Annotated in this window: 24 protein-coding genes, 1 other RNA gene and 2 pseudogenes; 10 read left to right on the top strand and 17 right to left on the bottom strand. The window is 72.4% G+C overall.

Annotated features, from left to right (window positions below):
- Positions 1–13 precede the first annotated feature (13 nt).
- Positions 14–307 carry a hypothetical protein gene (locus ACIP4X_RS02700; protein WP_358729552.1) on the bottom strand — a complete coding sequence of 98 codons (294 nt, stop codon included), beginning with the start codon at positions 305–307 and terminating at the stop codon, positions 14–16.
- Positions 308–457: 150 nt separating this feature from the next.
- Here ACIP4X_RS02700 and ACIP4X_RS02695 point away from each other — a divergent pair, with 150 nt between their 5' ends.
- Positions 458–1,021, top strand: coding sequence for a hypothetical protein (locus tag ACIP4X_RS02695; RefSeq protein WP_358729553.1), 564 nt, complete (start codon positions 458–460; stop codon positions 1,019–1,021).
- Between the two features lie 114 nt (positions 1,022–1,135).
- Here the strand turns inward: ACIP4X_RS02695 and ACIP4X_RS02690 are convergent, their stop codons facing one another.
- From ACIP4X_RS02690 to ACIP4X_RS02670, 5 genes are all read right to left on the bottom strand, one after another.
- On the bottom strand, positions 1,136–1,894 hold the full coding sequence (locus tag ACIP4X_RS02690) for a hypothetical protein (protein WP_358729554.1): 759 nt from the start codon (positions 1,892–1,894) through the stop codon (positions 1,136–1,138).
- Between the two features lie 154 nt (positions 1,895–2,048).
- The gene (locus ACIP4X_RS02685; protein ID WP_358729555.1) at positions 2,049–3,047 is read right to left on the bottom strand and encodes an N-acetylmuramoyl-L-alanine amidase; all 999 of its coding nucleotides are present in this window, start codon (positions 3,045–3,047) and stop codon (positions 2,049–2,051) included.
- Positions 3,048–3,171: 124 nt separating this feature from the next.
- Positions 3,172–3,528, bottom strand: coding sequence for a DUF805 domain-containing protein (locus tag ACIP4X_RS02680; RefSeq protein WP_358729556.1), 357 nt, complete (start codon positions 3,526–3,528; stop codon positions 3,172–3,174).
- 342 nt (positions 3,529–3,870) lie between these two features.
- Positions 3,871–4,542: a class I SAM-dependent methyltransferase gene (locus ACIP4X_RS02675; protein WP_391453270.1), complete on the bottom strand. Its 672-nt coding sequence runs from the start codon at positions 4,540–4,542 to the stop codon at positions 3,871–3,873.
- 192 nt (positions 4,543–4,734) lie between these two features.
- Positions 4,735–6,477: an MFS transporter gene (locus ACIP4X_RS02670; RefSeq protein ID WP_391453272.1), complete on the bottom strand. Its 1,743-nt coding sequence runs from the start codon at positions 6,475–6,477 to the stop codon at positions 4,735–4,737.
- 409 nt (positions 6,478–6,886) lie between these two features.
- Between ACIP4X_RS02670 and ACIP4X_RS02665 the strand changes: the two genes are divergently transcribed.
- Positions 6,887–7,681, top strand: coding sequence for a methyltransferase domain-containing protein (locus tag ACIP4X_RS02665; RefSeq protein ID WP_391453274.1), 795 nt, complete (start codon positions 6,887–6,889; stop codon positions 7,679–7,681).
- A gap of 31 nt (positions 7,682–7,712) precedes the next feature.
- Here the strand turns inward: ACIP4X_RS02665 and ACIP4X_RS02660 are convergent, their stop codons facing one another.
- Genes ACIP4X_RS02660 through ACIP4X_RS02645 form a run of 4 tightly spaced genes read right to left on the bottom strand, consistent with a single transcriptional unit; the run spans position 7,713 to position 11,301 of the window.
- Positions 7,713–8,354, bottom strand: a complete 642-nt coding sequence (locus ACIP4X_RS02660) for a response regulator (RefSeq protein ID WP_391453276.1) — start codon at positions 8,352–8,354, stop codon at positions 7,713–7,715.
- 49 nt (positions 8,355–8,403) lie between these two features.
- Entirely contained in the window at positions 8,404–9,651 is a 1,248-nt protein-coding gene (locus tag ACIP4X_RS02655) for a histidine kinase (protein WP_391453278.1), read from the bottom strand.
- A gap of 22 nt (positions 9,652–9,673) precedes the next feature.
- The gene (locus tag ACIP4X_RS02650; RefSeq protein WP_391453280.1) at positions 9,674–10,402 is read right to left on the bottom strand and encodes an ABC transporter permease; all 729 of its coding nucleotides are present in this window, start codon (positions 10,400–10,402) and stop codon (positions 9,674–9,676) included.
- Positions 10,402–11,301, bottom strand: a complete 900-nt coding sequence (locus ACIP4X_RS02645; protein WP_391453282.1) for an ATP-binding cassette domain-containing protein — start codon at positions 11,299–11,301, stop codon at positions 10,402–10,404. The genes ACIP4X_RS02650 and ACIP4X_RS02645 overlap by 1 nt, the downstream gene beginning before the upstream one ends.
- A 193-nt stretch (positions 11,302–11,494) precedes the next feature.
- Here ACIP4X_RS02645 and ACIP4X_RS02640 point away from each other — a divergent pair, with 193 nt between their 5' ends.
- A complete protein-coding gene (locus tag ACIP4X_RS02640; protein WP_391453284.1) occupies positions 11,495–12,430 on the top strand; it encodes a MaoC/PaaZ C-terminal domain-containing protein in 936 nt (311 codons plus the stop codon).
- 29 nt (positions 12,431–12,459) lie between these two features.
- On the opposite strand, the gene ACIP4X_RS02635 is transcribed toward ACIP4X_RS02640, so the two are convergent.
- Positions 12,460–12,615: a hypothetical protein gene (locus ACIP4X_RS02635; protein WP_358729565.1), complete on the bottom strand. Its 156-nt coding sequence runs from the start codon at positions 12,613–12,615 to the stop codon at positions 12,460–12,462.
- Positions 12,616–12,713: 98 nt separating this feature from the next.
- Positions 12,714–14,258, bottom strand: coding sequence for a hypothetical protein (locus ACIP4X_RS02630; protein ID WP_391453286.1), 1,545 nt, complete (start codon positions 14,256–14,258; stop codon positions 12,714–12,716).
- A gap of 197 nt (positions 14,259–14,455) precedes the next feature.
- Here ACIP4X_RS02630 and ACIP4X_RS02625 point away from each other — a divergent pair, with 197 nt between their 5' ends.
- The 3 genes from ACIP4X_RS02625 to ACIP4X_RS02615 are packed head-to-tail and all read left to right on the top strand — an operon-like array spanning position 14,456 to position 17,495.
- Entirely contained in the window at positions 14,456–15,325 is an 870-nt protein-coding gene (locus ACIP4X_RS02625; protein ID WP_391453288.1) for a Nif3-like dinuclear metal center hexameric protein, read from the top strand.
- Complete coding sequence (locus ACIP4X_RS02620) at positions 15,322–16,065, top strand: C4-type zinc ribbon domain-containing protein (protein WP_358729671.1); 744 nt, start codon at positions 15,322–15,324, stop codon at positions 16,063–16,065. The genes ACIP4X_RS02625 and ACIP4X_RS02620 overlap by 4 nt, the downstream gene beginning before the upstream one ends.
- A gap of 50 nt (positions 16,066–16,115) precedes the next feature.
- Positions 16,116–17,495, top strand: coding sequence for a bifunctional RNase H/acid phosphatase (locus tag ACIP4X_RS02615; protein WP_391453290.1), 1,380 nt, complete (start codon positions 16,116–16,118; stop codon positions 17,493–17,495).
- Between the two features lie 17 nt (positions 17,496–17,512).
- Here ACIP4X_RS02615 and yaaA read toward each other — a convergent pair whose 3' ends face one another.
- Genes yaaA through ACIP4X_RS02600 form a run of 3 tightly spaced genes read right to left on the bottom strand, consistent with a single transcriptional unit; the run spans position 17,513 to position 19,759 of the window.
- Positions 17,513–18,313 (bottom strand): peroxide stress protein YaaA, encoded by an 801-nt coding sequence (gene yaaA / locus ACIP4X_RS02610; protein WP_358729569.1) that lies wholly within the window; start codon positions 18,311–18,313, stop codon positions 17,513–17,515.
- A gap of 4 nt (positions 18,314–18,317) precedes the next feature.
- Positions 18,318–18,971, bottom strand: a complete 654-nt coding sequence (locus ACIP4X_RS02605) for a hypothetical protein (RefSeq protein ID WP_391453292.1) — start codon at positions 18,969–18,971, stop codon at positions 18,318–18,320.
- Positions 18,968–19,759, bottom strand: a complete 792-nt coding sequence (locus tag ACIP4X_RS02600; protein ID WP_391453294.1) for a MerR family transcriptional regulator — start codon at positions 19,757–19,759, stop codon at positions 18,968–18,970. The genes ACIP4X_RS02605 and ACIP4X_RS02600 overlap by 4 nt, the downstream gene beginning before the upstream one ends.
- 128 nt (positions 19,760–19,887) lie before the next feature.
- On the opposite strand from ACIP4X_RS02600, the gene rnpB reads away from it, so the two are divergent.
- Positions 19,888–20,290, top strand: an RNA gene (rnpB, locus tag ACIP4X_RS02595) — RNase P RNA component class A.
- A gap of 196 nt (positions 20,291–20,486) precedes the next feature.
- Here rnpB and ACIP4X_RS02590 read toward each other — a convergent pair.
- Positions 20,487–21,566: a UvrD-helicase domain-containing protein gene (locus tag ACIP4X_RS02590; RefSeq protein WP_391453296.1), complete on the bottom strand. Its 1,080-nt coding sequence runs from the start codon at positions 21,564–21,566 to the stop codon at positions 20,487–20,489.
- A 493-nt stretch (positions 21,567–22,059) separates the two neighbouring features.
- On the opposite strand from ACIP4X_RS02590, the gene ACIP4X_RS02585 reads away from it, so the two are divergent.
- From ACIP4X_RS02585 to ACIP4X_RS02575, 3 genes and pseudogenes are all read left to right on the top strand, one after another.
- Complete coding sequence (locus ACIP4X_RS02585) at positions 22,060–22,275, top strand: type II toxin-antitoxin system HicB family antitoxin (RefSeq protein WP_358729573.1); 216 nt, start codon at positions 22,060–22,062, stop codon at positions 22,273–22,275.
- The gene (locus ACIP4X_RS02580; RefSeq protein ID WP_391453299.1) at positions 22,272–22,496 is read left to right on the top strand and encodes a type II toxin-antitoxin system HicA family toxin; all 225 of its coding nucleotides are present in this window, start codon (positions 22,272–22,274) and stop codon (positions 22,494–22,496) included. The genes ACIP4X_RS02585 and ACIP4X_RS02580 overlap by 4 nt, the downstream gene beginning before the upstream one ends.
- A gap of 262 nt (positions 22,497–22,758) precedes the next feature.
- Positions 22,759–23,277: pseudogene (locus ACIP4X_RS02575) on the top strand (NAD(P)-binding domain-containing protein); the annotation flags it as partial.
- Here the strand turns inward: ACIP4X_RS02575 and ACIP4X_RS02570 are convergent.
- Positions 23,276–23,641: pseudogene (locus tag ACIP4X_RS02570) on the bottom strand (response regulator); the annotation flags it as partial. The pseudogenes ACIP4X_RS02575 and ACIP4X_RS02570 overlap by 2 nt on opposite strands.
- Positions 23,642–24,201 lie beyond the last annotated feature (560 nt).

Genomic DNA, 24,201 nt, shown 5'->3' with positions numbered 1-24,201 from the left:
CGGTCGGCCGTCGTCAGTGCCGGTGCATCCGGTTGGCGACGGCGTGGCCGACGAAGAGGTAGACCACGGCGGCCAGTCCGTAGCCGGCGATCACGCGGGCCCAGGGCCTGTCGAAGGTGAAGAGGTCCCGGGACCAGCCGGCCAGCCAGTCGGCCGCGCCGTGCACGAACCGGACCAGTTCGTTGGCCCGGTTGGCGTCCAGCAGGTACATCAGTATCCACAGTCCGAGGATGGCGGCCATGACGTCGGCGACCACCGCGATGACCGTACCGGCGGAGTTGGGACCCGTGCGATAGCGAGGGGACATGTTCTGCGTCTGCCCCGGAATCACGCCGGAAACCCGGTCCGCGCACGCGGAGTGACCCGGAGCATACCTCCGGTGCACTGTTTCGGCGCGGCCACCCGGGATCACACGGACCTCCTAAGCACCCGCGGCAACATGTTCCAGGAGGACACCGTGCCCGTACCGATACGGCGCCTCGCTCTGGCGCTGACGCTCTGCTGCGCCCTGCTCGCCGGTTCCACCGGGTGGGCGGGCGCCCAGAGCACTCCGCAACACAGTCCGACGGTCGCCGTGGCGGCGGCCACGCCCAGCCCCACCACACCCGCGCAGAGGCAGCACTTCGCCAAGACGCGGTTCGTGGCGAACGCGGCGCTCGCGGCCGGGGCCACCTACCAGTGGATCGTGAAACCGTACAAGGAGGGGAAGTTCAAGAAGGGTGCGCCGCACCGCAAGGCCACCCTCGTCAAGGCGGCGCTCGCGGGCGCGTTCACGTACAACCGGCTGCGGGCCGCCGTGCGCAACGCCAAGGGCGACCCCCTGTTGTCGAAGGCGCTCGCCCCGCTCTCCTCGGCCATCGCCGACCTGAAGGCCCTGCCCAGCAAACTGCGCAAGGGCGACACCTCGGCGGTCCACGACTACGGCAACGTCATCAACAAGGTGAAGGGCGCCGGGAGCAGCGCGGGCGCGCCGGTCCACAACCAGGTGCCGTCCCACAGGCAGCTCCTCCAGGGCTCCTAGAAGCCGTCCCGGGCTGTTCGACGACGGCCTGCCGCGGCCAGGCCCCGCGCACGGCACGGCAACGGCCCCCGCCCGTAAGGGCGGGGGCCGTCGGGGCTGGTCCGGCGGGCCGGATCAGCCGCGCTGGATGTTGGAGGTGTCCTGGAGGACACCGCGGCGGCCGTCCTGCATCTCGGCCAGCAGGCCCTGACCGCGCTGCTCGACGGCCAGGTACCAGACGCCCGGCGCCAGTTCGGCGATCGGCGCGGGGGAGCCGTCCTCCGCGAACAGCGGGCGCGGCGCCGGCACGGCGAACCAGAACGGCGAGAAGCCGGCCGCGGGCTGCGGGCCCTGCTGCGGCTGACCGCCGCCGAACGGCCCGGCCTGCTGGGGCTGACCCTGCTGCGGCTGACCGCCGAACGGCTGCTGGGCGCCCGGGTAGCCGTACCCGTTCTGCGGCTGTGCGCCGTAGGGCTGCGGCGCGGCCGGACCGGGGGCGGGCACCAGGGCGGCCTGGAGGGCCGGGACCAGAGGGGAGGCGACGGCGCCGGCGGCCAGGACGAGGGCCGCGATGAAGCCGAGGATCAGGCCGGCGCCCGCGCTGTAGGCGTCCACCAGGCTCCAGAACATGGTCCAGGCCACCAGGACCGTGAACGCCACTCCCACCGTGCCCAGGTCCAGACCCGCCACCTTGCGAGGCTGCGGCAGGCTCCGGTTGACGACGATCAGCGCGCCGCCGATCACTCCGCCCATGTAGACGCCGAAGCCCATACCGAGCGAGTCCCAGGCATTGATGGTGTAGCCCGAGCTGGTGCGGAGGAACGACGCGATGAACAGCAACACCGCTGCTCCGATCACCACGCCGTCGCCCCGAGTGAGGGAGCGGATATTCACGTCAGGTCCTTCTGGTTCGTCGTCTCGTCGGTGGAGGCGTCGCTGTCACCGTCCCGCCGTCGGGCGGGGGTGCGAAGCGCGGGGGTGGCACCTCATCGTACGGATGACACTATCGTCCGTACGCCCACGATGTCCGCCGTGCTGAGCGCCCTGATCACGACCCGCGCAGGAAACTCACGATTCCCTCAGAGATCCCCTGGGCCGCCTTCTGCCGCCAGGCGCCGCTGGTGAGCGAGGCGGCGTCCTTGCTGTCGCGCATGTTGCCGCACTCGATGAACACCTTGGGAACCGTTGACAGATTGAGACCGCCGAGGTCCTTCCGCGTGACGAGCCCGGTGCCGCCGCCGAGGTAGTTGGACGGCGCCTCGCCCGTGACCCGCACGAAGTTGCCCGCGACGCGCTCGCCCAGCTCGCGCGAGGCGGAGACGATCGGGCGGGTGTCGGCGGAACCGGAGTGCACGGCCCCCGGCAGGATGACGTGGAAGCCGCGGTCGCCGGACGCCGCGCCGTCGGCGTGGATCGAGACGGCGGCGTCCGCGTGCGCGTCGTTGCCGATCCGGGCGCGCTCGTCGACGCACGGGCCCCAGGCCGGTGAAGTGCCGTCGTGGGTCAGTTTCACCGTGACGCCCTGCGCCTCCAGCAGGGTGCGCAGCCGGTGGGCCACGTCCAGCGTGAACCGGGCCTCGGAGTAACCGGCGTTCGTGGACGTGCCGGTGGTGTCGCACTCCTTGCGGTTGGTGCCGATGTCCACCTTGCGGTTGATCTCCGCCGTGTGCCGGAAGTTGCCCGGGTTGTGGCCCGGGTCGATGACCACGACCTTGCCCTTGAGCGGGCCGGAGGCGGCGGGCGCCGAGGGCTTCCGCGTGGGGGAGGGGCCGCCGCCCTTGTCGTCCCGTCCGTCGTCCTGCCCGGGACGGGAGGGCAGGAGCGGCCCCTCGGACCCCGAGGGGGAGCCGGACGCCGAGGTGGAGCCGCTCGCCGACGGCGGGGCCGCCGTGTCCGGGCCGCCGGGGTCCCCCACCGCCTCGTACACCAGCCAGCCCAGCAGGGCCCCGGGCACCAGTGCCGCGAGGGCGACGGTCAGCAGCCCCCGGCGTGGGCGGCCGGGGCGCTCGGGCTGCGGGACATCGAAGTCGGGGCCTTGGTACGACACGTCTGCCACCCTAGCGGCCGTCCATGGTGTCCACCGGGCGCACAACAGGGCCCCGGCCGAGGAGATCGGCCGGGGCCCTGTTGCGCGCACCGGCCTTCGGTGACCCGTTCCGGCGCGGCTGGTGTCAGATCTGCGCCAGGGGCTCCTTCGGGTTCGCGCCGTACTTGTTCTCTCCCCGCGTGCCCTCGGTGGCCAGGAACACCAGCATCACGATGAAGCCGACGAGGGGGATGAGGCCGATGAGGATCCACCAGCCGGAGCGGTCGGTGTCGTGCAGGCGGCGAACCGTCACGCCGAGAGTCGGCAGCAGGACCGCGAGGGTGTAGAGCCAGTCCAGGATCTGGGTTCCGATGACGGCGTCCACGATGGCCAGCACGATGGAGATGATCACGCTGAACAGCGTGAACATCCAGTACTCCTGGCGGCGCGCCCTGCCGTTGAACACCACGTACTTCTTGAGGACCTCGACGTACCAGTTCATGCATCCCCCCTGGGATCGATGTGACCTGTCCGGATGGTTCGGGACAGTCGCCGAACGTTCACACGCGGAAAGGGACATGTCAATACATCGCGTTCGTGCTGCTCGCGAGGTGTGTGACGTCGGCTCGGCCCCGCGCGCACCCACTGCCAACCGGCCATTTCGGGACAGGTGTGGAGATGTCAACGTGGGCTCTCCGGGCGGCCCCTGGGGTTTCCGGTCCCGACACTCTCCCGTCACCGAACCGAAGGCGTTCGGTCGGCCGGGTCATACCGTTCCGGCATGGAAGCGATCGTCAATCGTTTCCTGGAACACGGCCGTCCCGGGCGAACGCGTCGCTCCCCTTCACCGGCTCCGGTGGCGGGCGCGGGCGGCTGTTTCCGTTCGCCGCAGGACGCGCAGCGATCCGGTCGCCGACACCTCGGTGAACCCGCCCGACTCCAGGGCGCGCAGGTACACGCGGTACGGGGCCTGCCCGGTGAACTCGTCCACCGGGTCCGGGAACACGTCGTGGATGACCAGCAGCCCGCCCTCGGCCAGGTGCGGCACCCACCCGTCGTAGTCGGCGCCGGCGTGCTCGTCGGTGTGGCCGCCGTCGACGAAGACCAGGCCGAGCGGGGTGTTCCACAGGGCGGCGATCTGCGGTGAGCGGCCGACGAGCGCCACCACGTGGTCCTCCAGGCCCGCCCGGTGCAGGGTCCTGCGGAACGTGGGGAGCGTGTCCATCAGCCCGATCTCGGGGTCGACCGTCTCCGGGTCGTGGTACTCCCAGCCGGGCTGCTGCTCCTCGCTGCCGCGGTGGTGGTCCACGGTGAGCGCGGTGACCCCGGCCCGCCGGGCCGCGTCGGCGAGCAGGACCGTCGAACGCCCGCAGTACGTGCCGACCTCAAGGAGCGGCAGCCCGAGCCGCCCGGCCGTCACGGCCGCCGCGTACAGCGCCAGCCCCTCGTCGGTGGGCATGAACCCCTTCGCCGCCTCGAACGCGGCGAGGATCGGGGGTTCGGGTGCCACGGGCATGGGATTCCTTCCGGTCGGTCGTCTCGGTCGTCTCGGTTGCCGCGGACGCTCGTCCTGGCCGCTCGTCCTGGCCGCTCGTCCTGGCCGGTCGTCCTGGTCGTGCGTCCTCGCAGGCCGCCATGCTGCCGCACCCCCGGCCGCGCGGGCGACCGGGGGTGCGTGGTGGCGCGTCTGTCGGGTGTGCGTCCCGGCTCAGGCGGTGACCGACTCGCCCGGCAGGGACAGGTCCAGGTCGACCGGGTGGTCCTCGCCGGTGTGGTTCGCCGCGCTGGCGAGCGGACCGTGCCCGGCGGCGCGGGCGGCCAGGACGTACGGGCCCCGGGCCGGGACCGCGACGGTGTAACTGCCGTCCTCCGCGGAGAGCGTGGCGCCCGCCTGGCGGCCGCGGCGGTCGATCAGCGTGACCTTGGCACGGGCGACCGGGGCGCCGCCCGCGTCCAGGACCCGGCCGCGGAAGCCGCGCAGGACCGCCTCGGCCCGCGCCAGGTTGGCCTCCTCCTCGCTGCTCGCACGCAGTAGCGGGCCCGTCGACAGGTTCGGCCGGGGCAGGCACAGGGCCAGCGCCAGGCCCACGACGACGGCGGCCGTGGCGAGCAGGAAGGAGACGCGGAAGCCGTGCATGGTCGGGACGGCGAGACCGCCGGGGGTGTGGTCCGCGGTGCTGGCCAGCACCATGCCGATCACGGCGCTGGACACCGAGGTGCCGATGGACCTCATCAGGGTGTTGAGGCCGTTGGCCGCGCCCGTCTCGGAGGCCGGGACCGCGCCGACGATCAGCGCGGGCAGCGAGGAGTACGCCAGCCCGATGCCGGCGCCCAGGACCACCGAGACGACGACGGTCTGCCAGGCCGCCGCCATCAGACCGAGGCCGGCGCCGTAGCCGACCGCGATGACCAGCAGGCCGATGATCAGGGTGACCTTCGGGCCGTAGCGGGCGGAGAGGCGGGCGTAGACGGGCGCGGTGAACATCATGGTCAGGCCCAGCGGCGCCACGCACAGACCGGCGACCACCATCGACTGCCCGAGCCCGTAGCCGGTGGCGGTGGGGAGCTGGAGCAGCTGGGGCAGGACCAGGGAGACGACGTAGAAGCTGACGCCGACCATGATCGAGGCGAGGTTGGTCAGCAGCACCTCGCGGCGGGCGGTGGTGCGCAGGTCGACCAGTGGGGCCGCGACGCGCAGCTCCATCAGGCCCCACAGCAGCAGCACGGCGACGGCCGCGGCGAAGAGGCCGAGCGTGGTGGGCGACGACCAGCCCCAGGCGCTGCCCTTGGTGACGGGCAGGAGGAGCAGGACCAGCCCGCCGGCCAGGCCGAGCGCGCCCGGCAGGTCGAAGGAGCCCTCGGCACGCGCCGGGGACTCCGGTACGACGACGAGGGTGAGGGCGATGGAGAGGACGCCGAGGCCGGCGGCGCCGTAGAAGAGGGTGTGCCAGTCGGCGTGCTGGGCGACCATGGCCGCGGCGGGCAGGGCGAGTCCGCCGCCGACGCCGATCGAGGAGCTCATCAGCGCCATGGCGGAGCCGAGCCGCTCGCGCGGCAGCATGTCCCGCATCAGGCCGATGCCGAGCGGGATCGCCCCCATCGCGAAGCCCTGGAGCGTACGGCCCGCGATCATGGGCAGCAGGGCGGAGGTGAACGCGCTGACCAGCGCGCCGACCACCATCACGGCGAGGCTGGCGATCAGCATGCGGCGCTTGCCGTACAGGTCGCCGAGGCGGCCCATGATCGGCGTGGCCACCGCACCGGACAGGAGGGTGGAGGTCAGGACCCAGGTGGCGTCGCCGGGCGAGGTGTCCAGCAGTTGCGGCAGGTCCTTGATGACCGGGACGAGCAGGGTCTGCATCACCGCGACGACGATCCCCGCGAAGGCGAGCACCGGGACGACGGCCCCGCTCGCGCTCCGCTCGGTCCGTCCGGTCGTCGTGAGCGTCATCGAGTGGGGCCTCCGGGCCGTGAGAGGTGAAGCGTGCGGTCATCCGTGCGGATCGAGCGCTGGGGCAACCCCGTCGACCGAGGCAACTATTCCGATGCTTTGGCGTACTAACGAATTCTTGACCGTTCCGTGAGCTTCTGACAGTCTGTCAGGCGGCCGGCGGGCCGGGGGAGGCGAGGCTGAAAAAGCGGGGCCGGCCCGGCGGTGGAAGCCGTCCTCAGCGTTCTGGGCGGGGGCGTGGGCGGATTTTCACGCCGGGCAGGGGGCGCGCCCTTCCGGTGTCCGCCGTGGCCCCGCACCCGTCCGCACAGCGGTCCCGAAAGACCCCGCTCACCCTCGCTGACCTGGGCTTTCGTGGCGCTTAACCCTAGAATTGGCCCACTCGGACACGGATACGGAAGGGGGCCGTATGGAGCGGGACGTCCGCACGGTCGAGGACGTACTGGAACTGCTGGACGGGCTGTTCGCGCCGGACGCCGACCGGTGGACCGGGGGCGCGGCCGGCTGGTGGGACGGGTTCTACGGGGACCGGGACCGGCCGGTGCCGTTCTTCGCGGACAAACCGGACGAGAACCTCGTCGAGTGGCTGGAGCGGGGGCTGATCGGCGGGCGCCGGGCACTGGACCTCGGATGCGGGCCGGGGCGCAACGCGCTGTACCTCGCCGAGCGTGGCTTCGCGGTGGACGCGGTCGACCTGTCACCGCAGGCCATCGCCTGGGCCCGGGAGCGGGCCCGGGAGACGGGGATCGGGGAGCCGGGGGCCGAGGGAGTGGAGATCGAGGGAGGTGGGGTCGGGAGCGCGGGGGCCGGGGTGCGGTTCCTGTGTCAGGACGCCTTCGGGTCCGACGGATCGCCGCTCACCGGACCGTACGACCTCGTGTACGACTCCGGCTGCTTCCACCATCTGCCGCCGCACCGCCGGATCAGCCACCTGGCCCTGCTCGACCGGGTCCTGGCCCCCGGCGGCCATCTGGCCCTGACCTGTTTCGCGGCCGGAGCCATGGGCTGCGAACTGTCGGACGCGGAGCTGTACCGCACCTCACGCCTGCACGGCGGCCTCGCCTACACGCCCGACTCGCTGCGGCGCCTCTTCGCGGACCTGACGGAGGTCGAACTGCGTCGGATGCACGACGAGCCGGAGGACTCACCGCACTTCGGGGAGGCGTTCCTGTGGGCGGGGCTGTTCCGGCGGGGGGTGGCGTAGCGAACGCCCCAGGCAGGGGCGGGCGGCGAGGTCACAGCCAGCCCTGGCGGCGGGCTTCTCGCAGGGCCTCCGTGCGGTTGCGGGTGCCGGTCTTGCCGATCGCGGCGGACAGGTAGTTGCGGACGGTGGACTCCGACAGGTGCAGCTGCGCGGCGACGTCGGCGACCGTCGCCCCGTCGGCGGAGGCCCTGAGCACGTCGCACTCGCGGGCGGTGAGCGGGCTGGGGCCGGCGCTGAGGGCGGCCGCGGCGAGTACCGGGTCGACCACCGTCTCCCCGGCGAGCACCCGGCGGACCGCCGCCGCCAGTTCCTCCACCGGCCCGTCCTTGACCAGGAAGCCCCCGGCCCCGGCCTCCATGGCCCGGCGCAGATAGCCGGGCCGGCCGAAGGTGGTCAGGATCAGCACCCGGCAGCCGGGAACCCGCTCGCGCAGCTCGGCGGCGGCGTCCAGGCCGCTCATCCCCGGCAGTTCGATGTCCAGCAGCGCCACGTCGGGGCGGTGGGCCAGCGCGGCGTCCACGACGGTGTCGCCCGCCGAGACCTGGGCGACGACCTCCATGTCGTCCTCCATGCCGAGCAGCAGGGCGAGCGCGCCGCGCATCATCTGCTGGTCCTCCGCGAGGAGGAGGCGGATGGACTGGGCGGGCCGGCGGTCCCCTGTCGTCTCGTTCACGGACCCAGGGTATTGACTCGCTCCCCGAGGGCGTGGGCCCGTGGGCCGGTCACCCCACCGAGGAGCCGAGCCGGGCGCCGTCGCTCTCCACCGTCTCCCCTTCGTCCAGCGGGACTTCGGCGGTCACCGTGAAACCGCCGCGCGGCGAAGGACCGGCCCGCAGCGAACCGCCCGCCGCCGCGAGACGTTCGGTCAGGCCCCTCAGACCCGTGCCGCCCACCCGGTCCATCGGGTCCACCGAGTCCACCGGGTCCGGATCCCCCGACCGTCCGGCCGACGTGCCGTCCCCGTCGTCGACGACCGTCAGGCGGGCCCGCTCGGCCGTGCCGGTGACGGTGATCTCGCAGCGCCGCGCGCCGCTGTGCCGTACGGCGTTGGTGACCGCCTCGCGCACCACCCAGCCGAGCAGCGCCTCGGCGCCCGGCGTCAGCGGCGGGCCCGACCGGCGCACCACGGGTTCGATACCGGCGGCGGTCAGCGCCGAACGGGCCCGGTCCAGCTCCGTGCCCAGGCCGCCCTCGCGGTAGCCGGTGACCGCCTCGCGGATCTCGGTGAGCGCCTGCCGCCCGACGGACTCGATGTCGGTGATCTGCGTCAGCGCCGCCCCCATGTCGCGGGGCGCCAGCCGCCGGGCCGCCTCCGACTTCACCACGATCACCGACAGCGTGTGGCCGAGCAGGTCGTGCAGGTCCCGGGAGAAGCGCAGCCGCTCCTCCTCCACCGCGCGACGGGCCAGCTCCTCACGGGCGGCCCGCAGTTCCCGTACGGCGTCGGACAGGCTGAGGATCACCGCCGTCACCACCGTCGACAGGAACGTGCCGTAGCCGATGTTGATGCCGTTCCAGCCCTCGCGCATCCCGGCGACGATCCCCGCGAACAGGCCGAGACCCACGCCGATCCGGCCGAGCAGCGGCCCGCGCAGGGACGCGCCCGCCGCCAGGCCGAACAGCGGCAGGAACAGCAGCCACGTGCCGCCGTACCCGATGGCCAGACCGCACGTCACCAGGAACAGCAGCAGCAGCGCGAGGCGGGTCGGGCGTGCTGTCCGCGCCCGCTGGTCGAAGGCGCGGAACACCACATAGATGTAGAGGGAGTTGAAGGCCAGCAGGCCCAGGCCGCCGATCCAGGGGTTGGGGGTCTTGCCCTGGAAGAGGTGGGAGAAGGCACCCATCCCCATCAGCAGCCAGGGCAGCAGCGAGAAGCCGGTGGGCGGCGGCCCCGGATGCTCGCGCTCCTGCCCGCCCTCGCACTCCGTCCCGTGCTCCGTGCGGCAGGAGCCCCTGCGTGACCAGCTCATGCTCATGCTCCGTTCCCCCGGATCAGACCTTGCCGGCGTGGCGGCGGTAGGACAGCACGGCGTACGAACCGAACAGCGACAGCCAGACCGCCAGTACGAGGATGGCACCCGCCGCCGGGACACGGCCCTCCGCGACCGAGCCCCCGAGGTCGGCGATCCCGTGCGTGGGCGTGTACGTGGACAGGACGGCCATCCAGTGCGGGAACAGCTCGACGGGGAACCACAGGCCGCCGAGCACGGCGAGCCCCAGGTTGCACACCATGTTGACCACGCCGGTGGTCTGCGCGGTGAGCCCGTAGCCGTTGCCCAGTCCGAGCAGCGTGAACGGGACCGAGCCCAGCCACAGCAGCAGCGCCGTCGCCGCCCACTGCCACGCCGCCAGCCGTACGCCGTTGATCAGACCGCCCGCCAGCAGCACCGCGCAGATCGCGGGCAGCACGGTCACCGAGGCGGTCAGCGCCCGCCCGGCGACCACCTGGCGCGGGGTCATCGGGGTCACCCTGAGCTGCCGCAGCCAGCCGACCGTACGGTCCTCGGCGACCCCGCCGCCGGTGTTGAGGGCCGAGCCGACCGCGCCGTAGGCGGCCATGCCGACCATGGACGCGGTCCGCCAGCCCCGGTCGGCGCCGTCGCCGAGGTTGGTGAACAGCAGGTACATCATCACCGGCATCGCGATCCCGCCGATCACGAAGCCCGTGTCGCGCAGGGTGCGTCGCACTTCGAGGCGCAGGTAGTCGAGTACGTCGCGCATCACGCCGCCTCCCGTTCGCGTTCCGCGGCCGCCCGCGCGCCCGTCAGGGCCAGGAAGGCGTCGTCCAGCGAGGCCGGCGCGACCTCGAGCCCCCGTACGGCACCCAGCTCGGCCAGGGCGATCACGGTCGCGTCCGGGTCGTCGGTGCACAGCCGCGCCCGGCCCCCGCGCACCTCCAGGGACCGCACACCGGGCAGGAGTTCCAGGCCCGCGCTGCCCCGCCCGGCCAGGTTGAAGGCGACCAGGCCGCCGCCCGCCGCGCGCCTCAGTTCCTCACCGGTGCCGTCGGCGACGATCCGGCCGTGGTCCAGGACGAGGATGCGGTCGGCGTGGGTGTCGGCCTCCTCCAGGTAGTGCGTGGAGAACAGCACCGTGCGGCCGTCGCGCGCGTAGTCACCCATCGCGTCCCAGAAGGCGTGGCGCGCCTCCACGTCCAGGGCCGCCGTCGGCTCGTCCAGCACCAGCAGGGCGGGGTTGCCGGACACCGCGACCGTGAACCGCACCCGCTGGGTCTGGCCGCCGGAGAGCCGGTCCACCCGCCGTCCCGCCAGGTGGGGGATGCCGGCCAGCTCCAGGGCGCGCGCGACGGACAGCGGCGACGGGTACCGTCCAGCCACGAAGGTCACCAGCTCGCGGACGGTGACCCGGGGCACCGCCCGCGCGTCCTGGAGCATGGCCCCGACCAGGCCGGCGCGCACCGCCCGCTCGGGCGGCCCGCCGAACAGTTCGACGCTGCCTTCGTCGGGCGCGTGCAGTCCGAGCAGCAGCGAGATCGCCGTCGACTTCCCGGCTCCGTTGAGTCCGAGCAGGGCGACCGTCTCGCCCCGCTCGATGGTGAGGTCGACGCCGTCGACGGCGCATACGGCGCCGAAGGCCTTGACCGCCCGTGTGAAGGACACGGCACGTTCCGTTTGTGTCATGTCTGCGACCTGTGTCATGTCTACGACGCTACGAACTCCCGTGCCCCGCCCGGCAGATGCGCTTGTACGGACTCCGGCAGGACAAATGTCACGGCCGGCGGCCTCGGCGTGCGCGTCCGGCGGGGCAGGATCCTTCACAGCCGATGAGGGCTGGGCTAGATTCAGGAGGCTCATGCCTATTGACGCAGCCAAGGCCCTCGCGGCCGGACCCCGTAGCGGTGAGATCTCCTGGAGTCCCCGGGACGTCCTGCTCTACCACCTCGGCATCGGCGCCGGCCTGCCCGCCACCGATCCCGGCGAGCTGCGCTACACCCTGGAGACGCGGCTGCACGTCCTGCCGAGCTTCGCCACCGTCGCGGGCGGCGGCCCGCCCGGTGTGATCGGCGGACTGTCCATGCCCGGCGTCGACGTCGACCTCGCCCGCGTCCTGCACGGCGGCCAGTCGCTGACCGTGCACCGCCCTCTCCCCGTGGCGGGCACCGCGACCGCCACCAGCCGCATCGCCGCCGTGTACGACAAGGGCACGGCGGCAGTCCTGATCATGCGCACCGACGTCGCCGACGGCGACGGCCCCTTGTGGACCGGTGACGCGGAGATCTTCGTCCGGGGCGAGGGCGGTTGGGGCGGTGACCGCGGACCCTCCGCCCGCACCGCGGCGTCGGCCGGCGAGCGGGGCGGTGAGTCGACCGGTGGGCCGCCCGGTGGGCCGCCCGGTGAGCCGGACCGCACCGTCGAGCGGACGGTCCGTGAGGACCAGGCTCTGCTCTACCGCCTCAGCGGCGACTACAACCCGCTGCACGCCGACCCGGAGTTCGCCGGGCGCGCCGGCTTCGAGCGGCCCATCCTGCACGGGCTGTGCACCTACGGCATGACCCTCAAGGCGGTCGCCGACACGCTCCTCGGCGGGGACGTGACCCGCGTACGGTCCTGGGCCACGCGTTTCGCCGGGGCGGTGTACCCGGGCGAGACCCTGCGCGTCCGCATGTGGCGGCGGGACGACGCGGTGCGGGTGGCGGTGAGCGCCGTCGAGCGGGCGGACGCGCCGGTGCTGACCGGCACGGTCGTCTGCGACGCCCCGGTACGCGAAACGGCCCCGCCCGTCAGCTGACGGGCGGGGCCGCGGCGTTCGACGTGCCGTCAGGCCGCCGATTCGTTCTGCTCGGCGGGCCTGCGGTGGCGGCCGCTGGGTGCGGCCTCACCGTTGCCCACCGAAACCGGACCCCGGTGCTTGCCGTGAGCCGCGGACTCTTCGACGTCGGCGGCGGACGGCTGGGTCGTGCTGGCGTCGCTCATCGGAAGAAATTCACCCCGTCAACAATGATCTTTCGTACAGCCCGGCGAGTTTAACCGGCACACCTCGGGTCGTATCCAGGCGGCCACGCCAACCGGCACTACTTCGTTACAAGCCTCCCCAGCGGCGCCTGTTGAAGAGGGACGGGACGAGGAGCGGGGCCGGACACGAAGGAGACCGGAGGGCCGGATTCCAAGGCGGGGGAGTGGTCGAGGGCGGGGTGCGGGACGTCGTGCGGGCCGGTTTCCGGGGCGGCTTGGGGTGCGGGGAGGGCGCCGGAATCGGTACGGATGAGAAACCCGGTTCCGAGGGTGGCGTGGGTTCCGGCGTCGGGGGCGAGATGCTCGCGGGGGGTGGCTTCGCCCGGGGCGGGCGGGCCGAACTCGGCTCGTGGATCAGGGTCGGCCCGTGGACCGGGGGCGGCGGCTGGTTCGGGGGAGGCGGACGGTTCTGACTCGGCGCGCGGTCCGGGATCGGTTCCGGGGTGCGGTTCCGGTGGCGTGAGCGGGTCCGGCGCATCTGATGGCGCGGGGAGCGGGATGCCCGCCCCTGCGGGTTCCGGTGTCGGCCCCGGTTCCGGTCGCGGTGTCGGGGCCGACCGGCTCGTCGGACTCGCCGGACTCGCCGGACTCGTCCATCGGACCACGCCGCACGGCGCCGTATTCGTGCTGCAGGGCAGGTGCAGTACGCCGTCGTCGGTCCACAGGCCGGACCCGGCAAGCCACCCCTCGGGCGCCGGAAGATGGCGTACCTGCCGCTCGGCGGGCCGCCATACGGCCACCCAGCTGCCGAACGCGCCGTCGCAGCGCAGCGCCACCCCGCACTGCTCGGGAGTGAGCACCTGCCCCGGCTGGATGGCGAACGGCGTCACCACGCAGTCCGGCAGCCGCAGGCACTCCGGGAAGCGGACCGGCTGGGCGCTGCCAAGGACACCCCAGCCCAGCCGGGGCTGTCCCGGCGAGGGTGCGTCCGAGCGGATCAGCAGCAGCCCGCTGTCGGGGTCGGCGAGCAGCAGCCGGTCGTCGCTGCCGGCCGCGATCTGGAGCAGCGGGGACGTCTCGCCGCCGCACTCCAGGTCCACCACGACCGCCTTGGTGCGCCCGCCGGTCTCCCGGTCCAGGGCCAGCATCCGCCCGGCGTGGTCCAGCCAGACCCCGCCCGAGCAGCGGCCCGGCACTTCGGCCAGATGCTCTGGCCCGAAGGCGCCGCCCACCACCAGCCACACCGCCGAGGACCGCCGGCCCACGGCGAGCGCGTAGGCCCGCTCGCCGCCGGGCGCCGGGGGCAGCAGCCGCAGCCCGGTGCCCTCGGGGCACTCGATGGCGCCGAGCGGCAGCTCGCCGGTGCCCGGGCCGGTCGGGTACAGCAGCGAGAAGGTGTGCCGCCCGTCCACCAACCGCCGGATGAGCACCCGGCCGTCGCCCATCGGCAGCACCTCCGTGCCGGGCTCCTCGGGCTGGTTGGCCGGCAGCGGCACCGCGTACGGCTCGGGGCCGTCCAGCGTCCAGCGCTCCGGGTACAGGGAGTCGCCGCCGCCCGCGAGCCGGGCGGCATAGGCACCGTCCACCGTGATCGTGCAGCCCGCCCGCGGGGTACCGTCCTTCTCCTCGCCGGCTGCCGGAGTCTCGACCATGCAGGCTGTCATCGTTCGGTCACCTCCTGCCAGGACGGTAGTTTTCCTACGCACACCGGACGGACCGGCGGGCGGCTGCTTCACACATACGGGTGGCCGAAAAACGATTCGCCTGAGGAAACCGTGACCGATGTGCTGGACGGCGCCGGTCCGGGCGGGGGCGACGGCACCGGTTCAGCCGCGGCGAACACCCAGGTAGCCTTGCACCCGTGCCCCGTCTGTCTGAAGTCATCGCCGCGCTGGAGAACCTGTGGCCCGCCGAGCGGGCCGAGTCCTGGGACGCGGTCGGCACCGTCGTGGGCGACCCCGAGCAGGAGGTCGGCCGGGTCCTGTTCGCCGTCGACCCGGTCCGGGAGACCGTCGACGAGGCGGTCGAGCTGGGCGCGGACCTGCTGGTCACCCACCACCCGCTCTACCTGCGCGGTACGACGACCGTGGCGGCCTCCACCTTCAAGGGCCGCGTGGTGCACACCCTGATCAAGAACGACATCGCGCTGCACGTGGCCCACACCAACGCGGACACCGCCGACCCGGGCGTCTCCGACGCGCTGGCCGGCGCCCTCGACCTCAGGGTCGTACGTCCCCTGGTGCCGGACGCCTCCGACCCGGAGGGCCGCCGGGGCCTCGGCCGGGTCTGCGAGCTGGACCACCCGCTGACCGTGCGCGAACTCGCGGCCCGCGCCGCCGAGCGGCTGCCCGCCACCGCGCAGGGCATCCGCGTGGCCGGCGACCCGGAGGCCGTCGTCCGTACGGTCGCCGTCAGCGGCGGCTCGGGCGACAGCCTCTTCGGCGACGTACGGGCCGCGGGCGTCGACGCGTTCCTCACCGCGGACCTGCGCCACCACCCGGCCTCCGAGTTCGTCGCGGACCGCGCCGACGGTCCCATCGCGCTGCTCGACGCGGCGCACTGGGCCACCGAGTGGCCCTGGTGCGAGCTGGCCGCCGCCCAGCTCGACGAGATCTCCGACCGGCACGGATGGGGCCTGCGCGTCCACGTCTCCACGACGGTCACCGACCCCTGGACCGCCCACGCGGCGTCCACCACCTCCACTTCTAGCGACCTGGGAGCCCCCAACTGAACGCCGCGCCCGCCGACCAGATCCGACTCCTCGAGGTCCAGGCCCTCGACGTCCGCCTCCAGCAGCTCGCGCACAAGCGGAAGTCGCTGCCCGAGCACGCCGAGATCGAGTCGCTGAACCGCGACCTCGTGCAGCTGCGCGACCTCCTGGTGGCCGCGCAGACCGAGGAGAGCGACTGCGCCCGCGAGCAGACCAAGGCCGAGCAGGACGTGGACCAGGTGCGCAAGCGTGCCGTCCGCGACCAGCAGCGCCTCGACTCCGGCGCGATCACCTCGCCCAAGGACCTGTCGAACCTCCAGCACGAGATCGCGTCCCTCGCCAAGCGGCAGGGCGACCTGGAGGACGTCGTCCTGGAGGTCATGGAACGCCGCGAGTCCGCGCAGGAGCGGGTCACCGAACTGACCGGGCGCGTGGCCTCCGTCCAGGCCAAGGCCGACGACGCGACCGCGCGCCGGGACGCGGCCTTCGAGGAGATCGACGGCGAGGTGGCGTCCGTGACGAAGGACCGCGAGGTCATTGCCGCGGCCGTGCCCGCGGACCTGCTGAAGCTCTACGACAAGCTGCGCGGGCAGCAGGGCGGCATCGGCGCGGCCAAGCTGTACCAGCGCACCTGCCAGGGCTGCCGGCAGGAGCTCGCCATCACCGAGCTGAGCGAGATCCGCGCGGCCGCCCCCGACACGGTCGTCCGCTGCGAGAACTGCCGCCGCATCCTGGTGCGCACCGCCGAGTCCGGTCTGTAGCCGGGTCCGTAGTCCTTGGTCCGTAGTCCGGTCGGTAAGGAGCAAGTGGCGTGCGGGAGTTCATCGTCGAGGCCGACGGCGGGTCACGGGGCAATCCGGGGCCCGCGGGCTACGGGGCCGCGGTGCTCGACGCGGCGACGGGCCAGACCCTTGCGGAGCACGCGGAGTACCTCGGCGTGGCCACGAACAACGTGGCCGAGTACCGGGGCCTGCTGGCCGGACTGCGCGCCGCGCACGCGCTGGACCCCGCGGCGGCCGTGCACGTCCGCATGGACTCCAAGCTCGTCATCGAGCAGATGTCGGGCCGCTGGAAGATCAAGCACCCCGATCTGAAGCCGCTCGCGACGGCGGCGGGCCGGGTGTTCCCGGCCGACCGGGTCACCTACGAGTGGATCCCGCGCGAACGCAACAAGCACGCCGACCGCCTGGCCAACGAGGCGATGGACGCGGGCGCCCGCGGCGAACGGTGGTCCGCCGCGCCGGCTCCGGACACCCGGAACACGCCGAGCGCCACCCCGGCCCCCGAACCCGGCCCGGCTCCCCGCGAGGCGGGTCCTTCGGCCACTTCCGGTGGGACTGCCGACGCCGGTGCGGGCGCCGAACCGGCTGCCTCCGGCGGTGCGGGCGCCGACGCCGGTGCGGGTGGCCGTGCGGTCCGTGCCTCGTCCGTCTCGGGCGGGCCCGGCGACACCGGTGCGGGCGCCGATGTCCGGGCCGCGCGTGCCACCGCCACGGGTGGCCGGGCGGCCTCCGGTGCGGCCCCCGAGGGGGCCGTGGCCGCACCCGGCTGGGCGCCCGCCGATCTCGGTGCGCCCGCCACCTTCGTGCTGCTGCGGCACGGGGAGACGCCGCTGACGCCGCAGAAGCGTTTCTCGGGCAGCGGCGGCACCGATCCGTCGCTGTCCGACGTGGGCCGTGAGCAGGCCGAGAAGGTCGCGGCGGCGCTCGCCCGGCGCGGCACCGTCCAGGCCGTCGTGTCCTCGCCGCTCGCCCGCACCCGTGAGACCGCCGGCATCGTCGCCGCCCGCCTCGGCCTCGACGTGACCGTCGAGGAAGGGCTGCGCGAGACCGACTTCGGTGCCTGGGAGGGGCTCACGTTCGGCGAGGTGAGCGAGCGCTACCCGGACGACCTGAACGCCTGGCTGGCCTCCCCGGACGCCGCGCCCACCGGAGGCGGCGAGAGCTTCGCGACCACCGCGGTACGGATCGCCGCCGCCAGGGACGAGCTGGTCGCCGCCCACGCGGGCCGCACGGTGCTGCTCGTCACGCACGTCACCCCGATCAAGACGTTCGTCCAACTGGCGCTCGGCGCCCCGCCGGAGTCCCTGTTCCGCATGGAGCTGTCGGCGGCGTCCCTGTCGGCGGTGGCGTACTACGCGGACGGCAACGCGAGCGTCCGCCTGTTCAACGACACGTCCCACCTGCGCTGACCGTCGCCACCGTCGCGTCAGTGGATCTCCGTCACCACCACGTCGAGCGACCACGGCCGCCCCGCCTTCGCCGGCGGCTCCGCCTCCACCACGTACCCGAGGTCCCGCAGCGCCTCGACCAGCCCCGCCGGGTTCTTCGGGGCGGCCGCCCCGGTCAGCAGGGCGCGTACGATCCGGCCCTTGGTGGCCTTGTTGAAGTGGCTGACCACGGACCGCTTCTCCACCCCGTCCACGACCTGGGAGTGCAGCACCCGCACGGTCGCCGTCCGGTCCGCGACCTCCCCCTTCGGCTTCCACGCCGCCGCGTACGCCGAGGAACGCAGGTCGAGGACCAGCCCGTCACCGGCCGCCTCGGGCAGCACCGAGGCCATCGGCGCACGCCAGTACGCGGCCAGCGCGCCGAGGCCGGGCAGCTTCACGCCCATCGAGCAGCGGTAGGAGGGGATCCGGTCGGTCACCCGGACCGCGCCCCACAACCCCGAGAACACCAGCAGCGAGCGCGCGGCGCGCCGCTTGGCCGACGGGTCGAGGGACGCCAGGTCCAGGGCGTCGTAGAGCACCCCGGTGTAGACCTCCCCGGCGGGCCGCGTCCCGGCCGTGCGCAGCCCGGTGTTCTTGGCGACCTCGCCGCGCAGGCCCTCGCTCAGCCCGAGCACCTCGCGGGCCTTGTCCTCGTCCCCGGCACACAGCTCGACCAGTTCCGTCAACACCGTCTCGCGGGCGGCGGCCAGTCCCGGCAGCGACAGCGACTCGGGCCTCAGCGGGGCGCCACGGCCGGCGGCGGCCTTGCCTTCGGACGGGGGCAGCAGCACAAGCACGGGGTTACTCCTTCGGATAGCGCTCCGCGCCAGCGTACGGCGTGCCGCCCGCGGGCCCCCGCCCCGCGTCCGCCGCCGTCGTCGCCCGCGTGAGCTCCCGTACGAGCGCACCGGCGTCCTCGGCGTGGAACCGCACGAGCCGCACCCGCCTGCGCCTGCCGAGGAGGGTGATGTGCTCGACGGGCGCGGTCAGTTCGAGGGTGACGGAGGTCTGGGAGCCGACGGGCAGGTTCAGCTCGCCCTCGGCCCGTTCGTGCGTGGCGCGCGTCTCGCGGCGCACGGACGCGATCCGGTGCAGCGGAACGCGCAGATCGACGTGGGCGGCCTGCCGTATGCGCAGGTGGTCTGCGCTCAGCACGTGCGGCCGGACCACGGAGGCCGCGTGCAGGGCTGCGACGAGGACGACGGCGTACACGTCGAGGAGCAGCACCACCGTGTGCGCGGCCGGCCAGTTCCGCAGCAGCACGGACATCGCCACCGTCTCGCTCACGCAGACGAACGCCAGCCCCGCCATGACCGGGCCCTGACCGCGGGCGTACCCGAAGGCCCGCCCGTCGTCGGTGCCGTGGGTGCGGCGCGTCACCCACAGAGTCAGGCCGGCCAGCAGGCGCAGCTCGTGCCGGGCGAGGCGGAACGCCGCCCGTGCCGCGGCCCTCACCGCCGTCCCTCCGAGAGGATCCGCAGGGCCTGCCGGACCGCCTCGGCCTGGGCCGGGGCGACGTCCGCGTAGAGGGCGCGCAGGAAGCCGTGGCTCTCATCGGGGCCCGCCCCCTCCGGCAGCACGTCGCGGGTCTCCCGCGGCAGCATGTCGCGGGGCACGCACCCGGCGATCACGCGGGCGGCCTCCGCGATCCGCGGATCGGGCGGACTCGCCTCGGCGTCCACGTCGGCGAGGGCGTCCAGCAGCGCGTAGGCCTCCCGCGCCCGCGCGGCCCCTTCCGGGGAGCCGAAGGCCGCGCTCATGGCGCCCATCATCCGCTCCCAGTCCGCAGGCGCCGCGGTCGTCTCCAGCAGGGCGAGGACCTCGCGGTCCTTGGCGGCCGCCGGGGAGTCGGCCAGCTCGGCGCCCGCCGTGGCGAACAGGGCGGCCAGCTCGGGGGAGACCGGCCCCTCGGCGGGCAGTTCCCCGGCGTCGAGCAGGGCACGCAGCCGGGCTCTGCGGTCCCGGATCGCCGCCTCCTGCCGCGCCAGGTCGGCATCGAGTTCTCCGAGCACCTCGGCGAGATCCTTCCCGGCGTCCTCCGCGAGCACGTCCCGCACCTCCGCCAGCCCCAGCCCCAGCTCGGTCAGCCGCCTGATCCGGGCCAGGGCGACGGCGTGCCGCAGGCCGTAGTGCCGGTAGCCGTTGGGCCGCCGCTCCGGCTCGGGCAGCAGCCCCAGGTGGTGGTAGTGCCGCACGGTCCGCGTCGTGACACCGACGGCGGCGGCGAGTTCTCCGATCCGCATGGGACCAGTACAGACGTTGACGTCGCGTGAAGGTCAAGCACGGGGTGCGGCGGCCGACCGGTGCCCGGCCCGGGCCCGACCGGAAACGGCGCGGCCCGCGCGACCGGTACCATGGTGCCCACGGCAGACGAGCCGGGCGGGCGGCCGCGTGGAGTCCCTCTGAGGGGCTTCCCGAGGAACGTCCGGGCTCCACAGGGCAGGGTGGTGGCTAACGGCCACCCGGGGTGACCCGCGGGACAGTGCCACAGAAAGCAGACCGCCGGGGATCTCGGTCCTCGGTAAGGGTGAAACGGTGGTGTAAGAGACCACCAGTGCCCAGGGTGACCTGGGCAGCTAGGTAAACCCCACCTGGAGCAAGGTCAAAAGGAAACACCCCGGTGTTTCTGCGCGGACGTTCGAGGGCTGCCCGCCCGAGTCCGCGGGTGGACCGCACGAGGTCGGCGGCAACGCCGGCCCTAGATGGATGGCCGTCGCCCCGGGCTCCGCGAGGAACCCGGGGAACAGAACCCGGCGTACAGCCCGACTCGTCTGCCGCTCTCCCTCGCGTATTGTCCGCCGTGTCCACCCCGTCGAGGGAGCAGTGCGTCATATCGGGTGCTTTGTGGGTGCCGGGGGGGACTGTGGCGATCGACGTCGAGACCACTTGGCGAAACGTGCTCAACATCGCGTGCCGCGGCCTACCGCATAGGTGCGCCATTCGCCACGATCGATGGCGTCCGGGCACGCTTTACGGATGGACGGAGCCCGAAGCGAACCAGTCGCGAGCTGTTGCCTCCGCTCCGTCTGGGAGGTCGTTGATGAAGACCACGGCCAGGCCGCGGCGGGCGCGTGAGCAGCAGACGTAGAAGAGGTTGCGTGAGCGCTCAGTCCGCTCGGATTTGTCGGTGCCGGCAAGCATCTTGCCGATGTTGTACATGGTCCGGACAGAGTCGTCGATCACTACGACGACATTCTCGAACTTGTCACCCTTGACGCCGTGTTGCGTTGAGAAGGGCGTGAGTTCATCGATGAACTGGATGACGCTGATGACTTCCCGGTAGGAGACACCTCGGATGTTGTTGGCGAAGTCTGCTTGCCGCTTGTGTCGCTCGTCGAGGTCGGCTGCGGTTCTGCGGCGCTCGCGGTCTTTCACTTTTCCGGGAACGGCCAGGAGCAGTGCCACGAAGTCCCGGGCCTGGTAGGCCGTGCTCAGGGCTTCGATCTGCGTCAGATACTGGATGTAGGGCTCGTTGCGTGCCATGAGGTCATCGGGGCCATGGCTGCCGAGCTGCCTGTACTGCTCCAGCAGGTTGGCGTATTTGAGTGTGCCCGCGATGCCGCGATGGGTCAGCAAGAGGTACTTCGCGTTCTCAAGCGACCAGCCCCTCTTCGCGAGGCTGGCTTTAGCGGCATCGAGCCGCCACGGGCCGGGCGGTACGTCGGTGCTGAGGAAGAGGTGTACCTCGCCCTCCTGTTGCTTCCCGGAGGCCTGTTGGCGGAGTTCGGGCCGCATCTTGTTGAGAACGTCGACTACAGGGCGCGAACAACGGTAGTTCTCGATTTTGGTGATGGGTGTGAGCTTGTCGTGCCGGACCGCGCCGACGCCGGATCGGTAGATCTTCTGCATGGAGTCGCCGAAGAGGCCGATCACACAGGGATCCTTGCCCGCTCCTGCCAGGTGGTTCAGCAGTAGTTCGATCGTCTTGGGTGAGGTGTCCTGGTACTCGTCGACGAAGATGACAGGATATTTGCTGGTGATGATGCGTATGAGTTTGGGGTGGGTGGCGACGAGCCGCAGGGACAGGGCGACGACATCGTCGTGGGACATGCAGCCCTCGCTCAGCTTCCGCCCGCGGTCGGAGTGCTCGATCGCTGAGGGAGCAGCCACCTCAGTGAGGTCTTCGTTCTGTTTCCGACGCTGGGGGGGACATCACCTCCCCGGCCTACCGGACGAAGCCTGATCGGATGCCTGGAAGGGCCACCTTCCGCAGCCTGGCATTCAGCGTTGTCCGCCTCCCTCGGATGGGCCAGCGATGCTGCCGCTCACGAACCACCACATCACGCCCTTGGGCTGGAACCACCTACCCGGCGGCCGAGGTGGGATCGGCTTCGGCAGTCAGGTGGCCGATGGTCACTGGTGTACCCGTTGTGCTGCCACGGCTGTGGACGCAGCAGTACCCGGCCTCGCCGGGTCGGCTGTATGCGAGCCGGGGCCGATATGGCGCCGGCGGGCGGATTCCGGCAGGTCAACGCGGCACCGGTACGGGTGACCGTGGGGAAGACCGCTGTCCGGGGAGGTCGGTGCGTGCCAGACTGGCGGCATGGCTGACGCACTGCACCTGACCGCCGCGATCACTCACGAAGGCGAGTGGTACGTGGCCCGCTGCCTCCAGGTCGAGGTCACCTCCCAGGGCGAGAGTATTGAGGAGTCCCTGGAGAACCTGCGCGAGGCGCTGGAGCTCTACTTCGAGGACGCTCCCGCGCCCGAGGTCACCGACGTGATCACCGCCCCTGTCGAAGTGCGGCGCGTCGCATGAGCCCTGCTGTCCCGGCGGGCCTGTCGGGCGCGGCCGTAGCCAAGGCCCTGGAACGCGGCGGGTTCGAGCACATCTCCACCCGTGGCAGCCACGCCAAGTACCGCATCGGCGAGCAAACCGTCATCGTGCCTCTCCACCGCAGCCTCGCGCCCGGCACCCTCCGCTCCCTCCTTCGCCAGGCAGACTGGACCGTCGACGACCTTGAAGAGCATCTGAAGTAGCACCGTCCACGAGGCACTCACCCCGGTGTGCGGCTGCGGGCCCTGGCGGAGGCTGCGGGCCCTGGCGGAGGCTGCCGGGCGGTCTTGCCGTTGTCGGGGTGCATCGGCAGGACGTCAGCCGGACGGGTTCCGAGGGTGCCTTGCCCGGCTCACGTCCGCATCGAGCAGACCTTCTGAACCCGGAGGGTGACGAGGCACTTGTCCGGGGCGGAGCCGGGTGAATCTCAGAGTCCTCTGATCTCGTGCGGCTAGCGTCCGGCTCATGGTGCGCGATTACCTGATCATCGGGGCCGGACCGGCCGGACTTCAGCTCGCCGCTCTGCTGGAACGCGACGGACGCGACTACGCCGTCCTGGAGCGGGGGAGCGGGCCGGGGACCTTCTTCACCCGTTACCCCCGGCATCGGCAGCTCATATCGATCAACAAGGTCAACACCGGGTACACCGACCCGGAACTCAGTCTACGCATGGACTGGAACTCGCTGCTCGCCGACGACCCCGAGCTGCTGTTCACCCGGTACAGCGAGCGCTACTTCCCGCAGGCCGACGACCTGCTGCGCTATCTGGCCGACTTCGCGGAACGCACCGGCGTGCGCGTCGAGTACGGCACGGAGGCGGTCCGGGTCTCCCGTGAGGGCGGCGGCTTCAGCGTCCTCGACGGCACCGGGCGGACCTGGCGGGCCCAGCGGCTCGTCGTCACGACCGGCGTCTCCCGGCTCCATGTGCCGTCCATTCCCGGTGTCGAACTCGCCGAGCGCTATGACGACTTCGACACCGACCCACGTCGGTGACGTCGAGCGACCGCCGGCACAACGCCCGGAGCCGGGCGCCGAGTTCGTCGAGGTCGAACGGTTTGGCCAGATAGTCGTCGGCGCCGGCGTCCAGTCCGTCGACACGGTCGTGCACGGTGCCCAGCGCCGTCAGCATCAGCACCGGGGTGCGGACCGCGCGGGACCGCAGCCGGCGCAGCAGATCCAGACCGTCGAGGACCGGCAGCCGCCGGTCGATGACCAGCACGTCGTAGTTCCGGGTGAGCCCGAGGTGCAGGCCCCGGTGCCCGTCGGCCGCGACGTCCACCGCGTACCCGTCGTCACGCAACACCTCGGCGAGCATGGCGACCAGCTCCCGGTCGTCCTCGACGAGCAGTAATCGCCAAGGGTCCCGCCCCTGCTCCTGTGCCACCGTCCGCTCCTCTCGCCCCCCGTCCCGCCTGTCAACGCCATTGCGTCGCGGGGTAGTTCCGGGCACCGGTGCCTCCGTGGAAGGGTGCGGCCGAACCCGGTTCCGAGTGACAGGATCACGCCAACGTTGGCGCTCCGGTTCATGATCCGGCGGCCTGCTCAAAAGCCTTTGAATGTAGGTGAGTTCGACTTCCGGTGGCGTAGGGTTGGCTGGAAAGTGACTGCTGGCGTTCGGAGTTGACGCGCGGGTGGCGATCTTTTTTACAATTTTGACACTCCGTCAGCACATTTGGCAGGCTGTCCTCGTGGGTCAGCGCGGGTGAGGAAGCGTCATCTCCCTTATCACGAGCGGGCGTTCAGGCAGTCGGTTCGCGACGAACTTGCGTGACCGGCTGACTGCGCGGTCAGCCAGATCTCCTCGCGCGGCAGTGTGGCTAGCATGAGCGGGTACCCGGTCGGAAGATCGTCGTCCTCTTGGCGACCCCTCTTCCGGCCCGCGGCCGCCGTGAGCCGGCTGCCCCGTTT

The organism is Streptomyces sp. NPDC088817 (genome assembly GCF_044750345.1).
Lineage (GTDB): Bacteria > Actinomycetota > Actinomycetes > Streptomycetales > Streptomycetaceae > Streptomyces.
The sequence above is the reverse complement of the archived record's forward strand: the minus strand, read 5'-3'. Positions and strand labels throughout refer to the sequence as shown.